The organism is Aquiflexum sp. (genome assembly GCF_041749095.1).
Taxonomy (GTDB): domain Bacteria; phylum Bacteroidota; class Bacteroidia; order Cytophagales; family Cyclobacteriaceae; genus Aquiflexum.
Genome location: NZ_JBGTCA010000100.1, coordinates 1 through 11,771, shown reverse-complemented (window position 1 = coordinate 11,771; position 11,771 = coordinate 1). Strand labels below are relative to the sequence as shown.

The window sequence follows — 11,771 nt, the reverse complement described above, 5'->3', positions numbered from 1 at the left end:
CCCATTCAACCCACTATGTTTTTCTTAAAAGGACTCAATGGCTCAACCAACTGGATTAACGTAAAAATAAATCCTCATTCAAGTGTAAGCGAGGCACTATCAAGAATTGAAGCAGTATTCAAAAATATTGCCCCTTCTTTTCCATTTGAATTCAAATTTGTGGATGAAGAATATGCTACAAAATTTGCCAAAGAAGAGCGAATCGCAAATCTAATTTCTTTGTTTGCAATACTTGCAATTTTCATTAGTTGTCTCGGTTTATTGGGTTTATCATCTTTCGTAGCTGAGCAACGTACCAAAGAAATTGGTATAAGAAAAACCCTAGGGGCTTCAATACAAGGTCTTTGGAAAATGTTGTCTAAAGACTTTGTGCTCTTGGTTTTCATTTCTTGCCTATTGGCAGTACCGGCAAGCTATTTTCTTATGAATGAATGGCTTCAGAATTTTGAGTACCGTACTGAAATTTCGATATGGGTATTTTTGGTGACAGTCATCGGAGCAGTTTTCATCACCTTGCTCACTGTGAGTTTTCAAGCCTTAAAAGCAGCATTGATGAATCCTGTCAAGAGCCTTAGAAGTGAATAGTTGGCCGTTTTGTAAATAAAAAAGTTAGATGCCCCGACCACATCCCCCCCGCCTCCCCCTCCGCTTCTTCCGCTGGTTTTGCCACCCGGATCTAAGGGATTCTATTGAGGGTGACCTGATGGAGTTGTATGGGGAAAGGGTAGGGGAGATCGGGGAAAGGAAGGCTGATTGGAAGTTTACAAAGGATGTATTGCTGCTTTTCCGGCCTGGAATTATCAAACAAATGGAAGGATATCAACCTGTAAATAACATTGCGATGTATAAAAGCTATTTTAAGATTGGATGGAGAAATCTGGTGAGGAACAAAGGTTACTCAATGATCAACATTGGTGGTCTAGCATTGGGTATGGCGGTTGCCATAACGATTGGTTTATAGGTTTTTGATGAATTGTCTTTCAACAAGAATCATGAAAACTACGAAGATATTGCCCAAGTGTATCGCACCTACAATTGGAGTGGCGAAATTGGAGCAAGTACTGCGCATGTGACTGGGATGGGTACCCTTCTAAAAACTGAGTATAGTGCTCATTTTAAAAATGTCGCTATGATCCGTGGTCGTACAGAGGAACGTGTCCTTGCTTTCGGAGAAAACAAGTTTACGCAGAGCGGCTATTTCATGCAACCTGAGGGTGCGGACATATTGACCTTGAAGATGATAAAGGGCACACGAGAGCTCAATGGAAAAAGCTCGATTTTGATTTCTGAGTCTACTGCCAAAAAATTGTTTGCAAATGCCGATCCGATAAATCAGGTAGTGCTTATGGATGCGAAATGGGATCTAACAGTGACCGGAGTTTATGAAGATTTGCCCAAAAACTCTTCATTCCATGATGCCACCTATTTTGCTCCTCTTGATCTGTACATAGATGGATGGGCAACATTGGATGCCTGGAACAATTACTTTGTGTATATCTATGTCCAAATCCATCCTGGCGGAAACTTTGAAGAAATTTCACATGTCGTCAAAGAAGCCATGTTGGCACATGTGGATGACGAAACCAAAGAAACCAAGCCTGAGGTTTTCCTGCATCCTATGCGTAAATGGCATTTGGATTCTGATTACAAAAATGGGGAGTTTGTGACAAGTAAGCGGATGATGTCGGTTTGGTATTATAGCGTGATCGGAGCTTTTGTTTTACTGTTGGCCTGTATCAACTTTATGAACCTGAGTACCGCCCGTTCTGAAAAAAGAGCTAAAGAAGTTGGAATAAGAAAATCAATCGGCTCCCTGCGCAGTCAGCTCATTCAACAATTTTATGGAGAAACACTAATGGTTGCATTCATTGCAGCCGTCATAGCAATCATAGTCGTTCAACTGAGCATGAATTGGTTCAATGATGTATCCGATAAATCAATTTCACTTCCTTTCACGAACATTTATTTTTGGTTGGCATGTTTTGGTTTTACTGTCTTTACCGGATTATTGGCTGGGAGCTACCCGGCGCTTTATCTATCATCTTTTAAGCCAATTAAGATATTGAAAGGTACTTTTAACGCAGGTAGATTTTCGGCTTTGCCCAGAAAAGTCCTTGTGGTTTTGCAGTTCACTGTTTCCATCACCCTCACGATCGGCACTGTTATCGTATATCAGCAGATTCAGCATGCAAAGAACCGCCCGATAGGATATTCCCGGGATGGGTTGATTTCTATCCGGGCTGCATCACCTGAGTTTAAAGGGAAATACCAGACAATCCGGAATGAATTAAAAAACACCGGAGTGGTAGAAGATATCGCAGAGGCCAATTACGCCATCACTGATACCAAAGGTTGGAATGGAGGCTTTTCGTGGGGTGATCAAAAATTTGAGCCAGCCTTTAACACAATCTATGTTACCCATGAATATGGAAAAACAATAGGTTGGGAATTTGTAGAAGGCCGTGATTTTTCCCGTGAGTTTCCATCCGACATTTCCGGGATAGTCCTCAATGAATCGGCATTGAAGTTAATGGGATTGCAAAACCCTGTCGGAGAATCTTTGTCATGGAACACTGAAGGAGTCGACAGAGGTACATTTAAGATCCTTGGGGTGGTCAAGGATATGGTGAAGGGTTCGCCCTTTGAGCCTACAGACCCGTCAATCATTTTTCTATCGGAAGGCGACATGCAATGGTTGTATATAAAAATGAATCCGGCTACGAGTGCGCATGAAGCTTTGCCAAAAATTCAGGCTGTTCTGAACAGCATCGCTCCTTCTGCACCGTTTGATTACACGTTTGCAGATGAAGCCTATGATGCGAAGTTTCGCTCCGAAGTGCAGATAGGCAAACTGGCCACTATCTTCAGTGCACTCGCCATATTGATCAGTTGCTTGGGATTATTTGGACTTGCTGCCTACATAGCAGAACAACGGACCAAAGAAATTGGAATCCGAAAAGTATTGGGAGCATCTGTTGCTAGTCTTTGGCAAATGCTTTCTAAAGACTTTGTGCTGCTGGTGATTATTTCCTGTGGGCTGGCTGTTCCTATTTCCATGTATTTCATGAACAACTGGCTGGAGCAATACCAATACCGTACGGTGATTTCATGGAGTGTATTAGCCGCAACAGGAATTGGGGCATTGATGATTACACTCCTTACGATAAGTTTTCAGGCATTGAAAGCAGCCTTGATGAACCCGGTGAGGAGCCTAAGGTCAGAATAACATGAAAAACGCTCCCCAAAAACTTCCCCATAGTTTCTTCCGCTGGTTTTGCCAACAGGAGTTTCTGAATTACATTGAAGGGGATTTGATGGAGTTATATGACGAGAGAGGGAGAGAGTTTGGAAAACGAAAAGGGGATATAAAACAAATTACCGAAGTGCTACTGCTTTTCAGGCCGGATCTTATCAGATCAACTAAAAGATAAATATTCAATGAGCAACTGCGCAATGTTGATAGATAACCAATTAGTCAGCGTTAAGACGTTTCAGAATTTTCCTTGCAAGGGGTTCTTTAATTTCGGAATGCCTTGGTACCGCTTCGGTTATCCCATTCTTGGGATTGATCCAAATGGAATGACTTCCACCTTCTCTTTTAAGAAAGCAGCCTGCAATTCGGAGTTTACGTTCCAGATCCCTGCGCTTCAATCTACAAGGATTTTTTCAGTGACAGCATCATCGGGCAGGCCGCGCAGCATATCGCTGAGTCTATCTTCAAGTATCAACTTCACAGCCTCAATTAAGTCTGTCTTGGCTTCCTCTACGGTTTCGCCTTGGCCATTGGCACCCGGTACTTCTGGACAAATTGCCCAATATCCACCCTCAGGGGCAGGTTCTATAATTGCTGTAAACTCGGCTTTCATAACAATGTGTGATTTTGTTGTAGGAAATGTAAAGATAAATAACAATTTGACCAATGACCAACCCAATGAAGAGTTTGAGAACAATTTCCTTTTGTGAGGTTGAGTATTTCGGGAAGTTATGATTTTCCCTTTTCTGAGATAAATAAATCAATCTACGATTATATCGTAGATTGATTCAAATTTTTTTTAATCTTTGGAATAAGTCAATCGGATTACGCCGACAACTTTACCCAATGGAGTCTCTGTAGACACTTTATGGACTGTGATCAATTTTTTATCGGTCACCTCCTCAATAAGGTATTCTGTTGTGCTTCCATCCTGATCTGTTAAAATCAGATTCCTTGAATTAATGTTCCAGGTCCCTTTTCCATTGATCGTACCATTGGGATCCATTATTTGGTAGGTTTTATTTTTGTTCAGAATAAATTTACCATTCATATGAAGATTTTTTCCACCTTCGATCACATCCTTTAAATCAGGACCTTCATTCAACGTAAACTCAAAATCCGATCCAGTCCAGTTTCCTATAACCTTTTCATTTTGTCCGGCTATTTTCGAGGAAAATAAACCAATCATCAGTACTAAAAGAGGCATTCCGATAAGATACCTCCACTTTTTCACATTTGTTGATCTGCTTTTGTTCATCATAACGATTCTGTTTTTGATTTGAAATTGATTAAAACTGTTTATTAAATGATTGTCGTGCCCATGGTTAATATTATCCAACAAAATCTGACAATAATCTTTGAAGGTTGTTTGTTGGATTACTTTTCTGTCGGCCTGAAATTCATGTACTTCTCTTAAAGCGTTTTCAAGGAGGTATACAAATGGATTGATCCATAAAAGGGATTTAGTAAAATAAATGAACAGAAGGTCCCAGAAATGGCCTAACCTGACATGTTCCGATTCATGAAGTAAAATCTGAAGATTCCCCGGAATCTTTTTGTTGGTTGTGGGCATCAGGATCATATTTAAAAATGACGATGGCTTGAAATCAGGATGAAAATAAATGTCATTGTTTTGAAATTTTAGTCTTTCAGAACCCTTGACTTTATAGAACAAAGAAACTGTTCCTATTCCAAAAACTATTAATTTACTTCCCGCAACAGCAAAATATAAATACAATATGCCTTGGGAAATATTGAAAAGAGACATGGATGAAATGACATTCGTTCCATCTGACAATGTTTGAAATGTATTGAGAGATAGCATGAAATCCTGTACTGGAATACCATTATTTAAGTTTAGAGGAATATTTAATATTGGAAGTATTAAGGAAAAGAACATTCCTGCCAACAGGAAAAACCTGTTCCATCCAAAGAAAGTAAGTTTCCTTAGAAAAATATAATACAGTGTCCAGACCAAAGCAATGCCAGTACTTGCCTCTAATATATAAATCCAGAATGGGTTCATGATTCCTCTCCTTTCTCAATAAGTTTGTTGACTTCTTCCAATTCTTTGCTTGTCAGTTTCTTTTCGCTGACCAAAAAGGAAAGCACATTTTCGACAGAACCTTCAAAGAAATCCTTGATGATCCTGTTGATTTTTTTCTTTTTGTATTCTGATTCCATGATCAACACAAAATACTCATGTGTTTTGCCATAAGTCTTATGTCCCAAATACCCTTTTTTTTCCAATGACTTGATTGTCGAGGCAAGTGTTGTGTAGGGCGGTTTAGGTTCGGGTAGGTGGTCAAGAATATCCCTTACGATACCCCTTTCGATTTTCCAAAAAACCCGCATTGCCTGCTCTTCCTGTGGTATTAAGTCTTCCATAGCCTAAATGTACCTGATTAAATTTTAATATCCTACGATTAAATCATTTCATTACGAAATAATCGTATATGAAATTTTTACAGGTTAAAAGTTTATTAATAGCAAAGGTAAATTCTGTAACAAATTAAAAATAGGCTACAATTATTTTGAGTAAAAACTCCTCAATTTTGAGATACAATTAATTGAGAAAATTATGGATGGTTTAAAAAATCTTAGTAGTAAGGATGCAATTGTCAAATTAAGTGAACTGGCCGATTCAATTGATATCTGTATGTTCTGTACCAATTTGAAAAACAATGATGGGGCTAAATGCAGGCCAATGAGTACCCAAAAAGTCTGTGATGAAGGTAATATTTGGTTTTTCAGTCCTGCGGACAGTGATAAAAACTTGGAGGTAGAGTGGGACAATAAAGTTCAACTTTATTATTCCCATCCCGGTAAAGACAGTTATATGATCGTGAACGGTGAAGCGGAGATTATTTTGGACAGGGATAAAATTGAAGAACTTTGGTCACCCGAACTTAAAGCCTGGTTCCAGGACGGCAAAGACGATTCCAATATTTCAATTTTAAAAGTCAACCCTACAACTGCTTATTATTGGGATACCAAAGGAAACAAAATGATCAATTTTCTGAAAATGGTAGCCTCCGCTGCGACAGGCAAAAACCTTGTTGATGGTAATGAAGGGGCTTTATCTATTTAAATCATCCCTATTTTGTCATATTTATAAAAGAAGCAAAACCTGACAGGTTTATTGATCATAAAAGCATAAAATACACATGATTAGCTGTAAAACCTGTCAGGATTCTAAGGCATAATTTTTTATAAATAAAAAAAAGTCTCCCAGAAGGAGACTCTTTTTAGTATTCTAACTCTTCAATTAAATTAAAAAATGTCTGATTGTTATTTGATCCAATATTAGGATCAAATAAAAAAATGCTATTTACTTATTGTTCTTGAGCTGTAATTCGGTTCTTCTGTTCAATTGATGCATGACTTCGGTACAATCTGCGGTATTGCAGTCATGAATGGGCCGGGTTTTGCCCAGCCATTCACTTTTCAGCCTTTTAGGATCAATGCCTTTGTTGGTCAGGTAATCCATAACTGTTTTGGCCCTGCGTTCGGATAATTGCATGTTATACGCTTCATTGCCTCTTTGGTCGGTATGTCCTGTGATATTGAGTTGCAGGTTTACCAATCTTTGGAGCAGGAGGCTTACCCGCTCCAGTTCTTTTTTGTGTACGCTTCTTAGATTGGATTTGTCAAAATCAAAATAGACGGTCGGAACATCATTGATTTCAGCGTTCAAAGCTTCAAACAGGTCTGTTGGGTCACAGATATCCCTGCCCATAAATTCTTTGGGCAATTCGTATGTTTTATTCTTGTCCGAAAAAGCCTCCAGTACCAATTCACTTCTTCTGTTGAGCTGATGTTCTGATTCAGGGCATGGGACACCGTCTCCGCAATCATTCACATGATGTTCTTCACCATACCAATCCAATTTTACCCTCTCTTTAGGGATGTTGTATTTGGAAAGGTATTCGCTGACCGCATCAGCTCTTCTTTGACTCAGTGCGTCATTGTATTCTTTGGAAGCCCTGGCATCTGTATGTGATCCAACAAGAAGATCTACGAATTCATATTGTTGCATCAAGCTTGCGATTTTATCCAAAGTAGGGGCGGCATCTGTTCTGATGATAGATTTATCCAGGTCATAATAGACAATGTCCACATAAACCGCCATGTTATATGGGATGGCTGCAAGCCTGTACTCTTTTTCCAATACTTCTTCTTCCATACCGACAGTGCTGAGTTCATCATCCTGAATGCTGAAATACCCCTTTTTGCTGATTGAAAGGCTGAAGTCTTTTTCGGGATCCAAATCTGCCAACAGTTCGGCTTCGTCACTTCGCGTAGTCGGAATCTTGGTTGAAGTGTTTTTTTCGGTCAAAGTGGACTCGAACTCCTCAGAAATAATATTGCCATCACAATCGATGACCCGGGCGATCAATCGCTTATGCAAATCTTCCAGCAGGTAGATATCATCCATTCCCATTCCACCTGATCGGTCTGAAGAAATATATCTTTTTCCTTTTGGGGAAATATAGAATGCAAAATCATCCCGGCCGGAGTTGTAGGGAAGACCCATGTTTTCCGGACTGCTGATATTGCCATTTTGGTACTCAGCTTTGAAAATGTCCATGCCTCCCAATCCAGTATGTCCTTTGGAAGAAAAATAAAAGAATGTGCCCATGCGTGAAGGATGGGTTTCATCCTCAACTGTGTTGATTTTTGAACCTAGGTTTACAGGTTCTCCAAAATTCAACTGATCATCAAAAGTGACATAGTAAAGATCAAATCCTCCAAAACCACCGGGCTTGTCAGAAGCAAAGTAGATTCTCTTGGCCTCTTCATCCACAAATGGCGTCATGACACCATATTCCGAAAAATTATTGACAGGAAAAGGCTTGCTGTCAACCAATTCACCGGATTCCGTGATTTTGGAAAAGTATATTTCAGGTTGAACCGTAAATTCCCTTTTCCTCTTCACCTTTCTGATATTTCTGAAAACTGTATAGAACAAGATGTTTTTGCTTTCCATCAAACTGGGGTCAGCATATTGAAGCGCTCCTGATACATCAGAACTCATCTTTATGAATTCCCCATCTGAAGTATAACGATAGAGGCCGTAATATTCCATGTCATTGAAATCACTTTTTTCCTCGCTGAAAATGTTGTTTTTGGCATCGAGTCTTACAGATGGTTTTTCCGATTGGTAAATCCCTCCTCTGTTGGAGGTGAAATACTTGTTGTCTTCCTGATCTGAAGTCATGCTGTAGTCCGAAGCTTTGCTGTTGATATCTTTGAGGGAAACAAGCTTGACATTTGACTTTTTCTTTTTAAGCTCCCTGATCTTATTGAAGTCTAATTCTGGGAAATCAAATTCAGAGTATAGACTTCCTGCGAGGAGTTCTTGGGGATTGAAATCCTCATCAAGTCTTAATGCAGACCTTAAAAAGTTTGAATAATCTTCTTTGGTAGATTCTTCATGTCCGACAACTGTTTTCCACCATTTGAAAGTGTTATCGTAATCCTGCATAATCTGATAGGTATTGGCAGCCATGAGGGCTGTGCTGTACCTGGCCCTTCTTTCGTAGGCTTCTTCATACAATGATGCAGCATGTGAGTAGTTTTCAAGCTCATATTGTTTTTCCGCATACCTTAAGAGTGAGTTTTGGGCTTTTAAAGGCAGGTGGACGAGTCCACCTGCCATAACCAAAAACAAAACCAAAAAATATTTTTTTGTTGTCTGATCCATAAGGGATATATAATTTAGAGTTAGAGTCATATGCTATCAGGATTATTTTTTGATGACCTGTATCCATCCTTTGAATTCATGTGATTTACCTTGTCTGTCCACTGCTTTGAGGACAAAGAAATAGGTGCCTGAAACAAGCCCTTCGGCTGCCCATCCATTCTGGTAATTCGTCCTTTCATAGACATGGTCACCGTTTCTGTTGAAGATGACAATTTCATTTTCAACAAATTTGTCAAGTCCCTTGATTTCAAACCTATCATTGAGTCCGTCTCCATCAGGAGTGATCACATTCGGGATAAAGAACGGATTGATCTGATTGCTGTCAGAGGCCTGATTGTCGTCCATGTTGGTATCATTCTCATCAGATGAAACCGTAGCAATATTGGTGATCTGAACTACCCGGTCGCTGTTGATTTCATTTGCCCGTACTCTGATTTTGATCAGTAAAGTAGCTCCGACAGGGAAGAAAGGTACGGTGTAGGTGACAGCGGCACCGCTGACCCGGACATCAACCTCCATTCGGGGATCAGATGGTTCAAAAGTTGAACCCAGGTAAGAGACTGCATTTGGAAGGTCATCCGTGATCACGACATTGGTAGCATCTGTTTTACAGATATTGCTGACCAGGATTTCATAGACGAATTCATCTCCTTCAAAAATCTCCACTGCATTGGAAGTTTTGGTGATGGAAAGGTCCACATCATCGATCAATAATCTGAAGGTGACAGTTGCATCATCTGTATTGGTTGGATTGGCAGCTTCCCGCAGCTCATAGGTGAGGACATATTCACCGGGAGGATTAAGACCCGGAATCAGACTTAGTTCGCCATTTTCATTGATAAGCAATCCAATAATTCCGGCCAATTCTGTAAACTCAAAGTTTACCTCTTCGAAATTCACCGGGTTACCGTTCAGAAGGTCATTCGTGAGAATGTTGCCCAATACCCCACCAAAGGTGACCACATAATCTCCGAGGTCATCATCATTGGCTATGATCTGATTTCTTGAACCACCTACTGTAGCCGTGTCTGTGCCATTTACCGCATTTCCATCCGGATCGGTTGAGGTTACATTTACCCTGTTTTCGACAGCTCCTGATTCAAGATCTGCTAACTGAATCACATAAGTTGTTTCGAATGTTATAGATTGTCCAGGGGACAGACTTGAAATGCTTTCCTGCAGCCCTGTCAATGGATCCGAAACCTGAACATTGCTCAGCGTGACATTTCCGGTGTTGATAACAGTTATTGTATAAACTATCTGCTGGCTAATGACATTGTACGTTTCTGTCAAAGTGGTTTTGCTGACAGCTATCTGACTGGATTTTTCAACATTGATATCGACGTCATCATCTGTTTCCAGATCATCAACTTTAGCTGAAGCAACATTTTTTACACTTCCGCTGTCTAAATCAGCTTGGGTAACTATGTATGTTGTGTTGCCGGTCCAAGTCTGATCAGGGGCCAGGCTTTCAATAGTTTCAGAAAAACCTGTCAAAGGATCTGTAACCTCAATACCATTCAATGTAGTATTTCCGGTATTTCGTACAGTCAATGTATAGATGATTTCATCTCCTACAGCACTGATTGAAGTCCTATTGGCGGTTTTTGTAATTGAAAGAGCAGGGGACTGTGCAGCGGTTACCGTTGCATCATCACTTACTGATATGTCATTGACAGCAGCAGAGGCCGTGTTGGAAACGGAACCTGCATCGATATCATCCTGGTTGACTGCATAAACAGTATTGATGTCCTGGGATGCATCCGGAGCGAGAACGGTGATGGTTGTATTCAGACCTGTCAAAGGATCGATCACAGAGATGTTCTCCAAGGTTACATTACCTGTGTTGCTTACCGTAATGGTGTAATTCAGTTGATCACCAGGAGCGGCAAAGGTTGTTTCAGCCACTGCCTTCGAAATGGCAAGGGCAGGGGACTGTGTAGCAGTTACGGTCACATCATCACTGACAGAGATGTCATTGACAGAAGCAGTGGCCGTATTGGAAACAGAACCCGCATCGATATCATCCTGATCGACGGCATAAGTTGTATTGATATCCTGAGAAACACCCGGAGCAAGAACAGATATTGTCGTGTTCAATCCTGTTAATGGATCGACAACCGATATGTTCTCCAAGGTTACATTACCTGTATTGGTAACCGTAATGGTATAGTTCAGTTGGTCACCAGGGGCGGCAAAGGTTGTTTCAGTTACTGCCTTGCTGATAGCAAGCGCAGGGGACTGTGTTGCTGTAACGGTCACATCATCACTTACCGATATGTCATTGACAGATGCCGTGGCTGTATTGGAAACAAAACCTGCATCGATATCATCCTGGTTGACTGCATAGGTGGTATTGATGTCCTGAGATGCACCCGGAGCAAGAGTTGCAATGTTGGTATTTAGGTCAGTCAAAGGATCGACAACAGAGATGTTCTCCAAAGTCACATTACCGGTATTACTTACTGTTATGGTGTAATTCAGTTCATCACTCGGAGCGGCAAAAGTAGTTTCAGTTACTGCCTTCGAAATTGCAAGGGCAGGGGACTGTGTAGCATTTACCAATACGTCATCACTGACAGAAATATCCCCGACAGATGCTGTGGCCGTATTGGATACAGAACCTGCATCGATGTCATCCTGGTTGACTGCATAGGTGGTATTGATGTCCTGAGAGGCACCCGGAGCAAGAACAGTGATTGTAGTGTTCAGTCCCGTTAAAGGATCGACCACTGAAATGTTCTCAAGCGTCGTGTTTCCAGTATTTGTTACTGTTATGGTATAATTCAGTTCATCACCCGGAGCGGCAAA

11 protein-coding genes are annotated in these 11,771 nt (G+C 40.6%); 5 read left to right on the top strand and 6 right to left on the bottom strand.

Annotated features, from left to right (window positions below; translation table 11 throughout):
• Positions 1 to 15: 15 nt before the first annotated feature.
• The 4 genes from ACEW8O_RS05325 to ACEW8O_RS05310 are packed head-to-tail and all read left to right on the top strand — an operon-like array spanning position 16 to position 3,431.
• Positions 16 to 585 carry an ABC transporter permease gene (locus ACEW8O_RS05325; RefSeq protein WP_373493586.1) on the top strand — a complete coding sequence of 190 codons (570 nt, stop codon included), beginning with the start codon at positions 16 to 18 and terminating at the stop codon, positions 583 to 585.
• A gap of 28 nt (positions 586 to 613) precedes the next feature.
• On the top strand, positions 614 to 961 hold the full coding sequence (locus ACEW8O_RS05320) for a permease prefix domain 2-containing transporter (RefSeq protein ID WP_373493585.1): 348 nt from the start codon (positions 614 to 616) through the stop codon (positions 959 to 961).
• A 12-nt stretch (positions 962 to 973) separates the two neighbouring features.
• Positions 974 to 3,226: an ABC transporter permease gene (locus ACEW8O_RS05315; RefSeq protein ID WP_373493584.1), complete on the top strand. Its 2,253-nt coding sequence runs from the start codon at positions 974 to 976 to the stop codon at positions 3,224 to 3,226.
• A 1-nt stretch (position 3,227) separates the two neighbouring features.
• Positions 3,228 to 3,431 (top strand): permease prefix domain 2-containing transporter, encoded by a 204-nt coding sequence (locus ACEW8O_RS05310; protein ID WP_373493583.1) that lies wholly within the window; start codon positions 3,228 to 3,230, stop codon positions 3,429 to 3,431.
• A 40-nt stretch (positions 3,432 to 3,471) separates the two neighbouring features.
• Here ACEW8O_RS05310 and ACEW8O_RS05305 read toward each other — a convergent pair whose 3' ends face one another.
• From ACEW8O_RS05305 to ACEW8O_RS05290, 4 genes are all read right to left on the bottom strand, one after another.
• Entirely contained in the window at positions 3,472 to 3,651 is a 180-nt protein-coding gene (locus ACEW8O_RS05305; protein WP_373493582.1) for a type II toxin-antitoxin system HicA family toxin, read from the bottom strand.
• Positions 3,648 to 3,866 carry a type II toxin-antitoxin system HicB family antitoxin gene (locus ACEW8O_RS05300; RefSeq protein WP_373493581.1) on the bottom strand — a complete coding sequence of 73 codons (219 nt, stop codon included), beginning with the start codon at positions 3,864 to 3,866 and terminating at the stop codon, positions 3,648 to 3,650. The genes ACEW8O_RS05305 and ACEW8O_RS05300 overlap by 4 nt, the downstream gene beginning before the upstream one ends.
• A 186-nt stretch (positions 3,867 to 4,052) precedes the next feature.
• Entirely contained in the window at positions 4,053 to 5,279 is a 1,227-nt protein-coding gene (locus ACEW8O_RS05295; RefSeq protein ID WP_373493580.1) for a M56 family metallopeptidase, read from the bottom strand.
• Positions 5,276 to 5,641, bottom strand: coding sequence for a BlaI/MecI/CopY family transcriptional regulator (locus tag ACEW8O_RS05290; protein ID WP_373493579.1), 366 nt, complete (start codon positions 5,639 to 5,641; stop codon positions 5,276 to 5,278). Before ACEW8O_RS05290 ends, ACEW8O_RS05295 begins: the two co-directional genes overlap by 4 nt.
• A 193-nt stretch (positions 5,642 to 5,834) precedes the next feature.
• Here ACEW8O_RS05290 and ACEW8O_RS05285 point away from each other — a divergent pair, with 193 nt between their 5' ends.
• The gene (locus tag ACEW8O_RS05285; RefSeq protein ID WP_373493578.1) at positions 5,835 to 6,344 is read left to right on the top strand and encodes a pyridoxamine 5'-phosphate oxidase family protein; all 510 of its coding nucleotides are present in this window, start codon (positions 5,835 to 5,837) and stop codon (positions 6,342 to 6,344) included.
• A 240-nt stretch (positions 6,345 to 6,584) separates the two neighbouring features.
• On the opposite strand, the gene ACEW8O_RS05280 is transcribed toward ACEW8O_RS05285, so the two are convergent.
• The gene (locus ACEW8O_RS05280) at positions 6,585 to 8,960 is read right to left on the bottom strand and encodes an OmpA family protein (protein ID WP_373493577.1); all 2,376 of its coding nucleotides are present in this window, start codon (positions 8,958 to 8,960) and stop codon (positions 6,585 to 6,587) included.
• Between the two features lie 42 nt (positions 8,961 to 9,002).
• Positions 9,003 to 11,771 (bottom strand): gliding motility-associated C-terminal domain-containing protein (locus ACEW8O_RS05275; protein WP_373493576.1); only part of this gene is annotated, 2,769 nt, incomplete at its 5' end.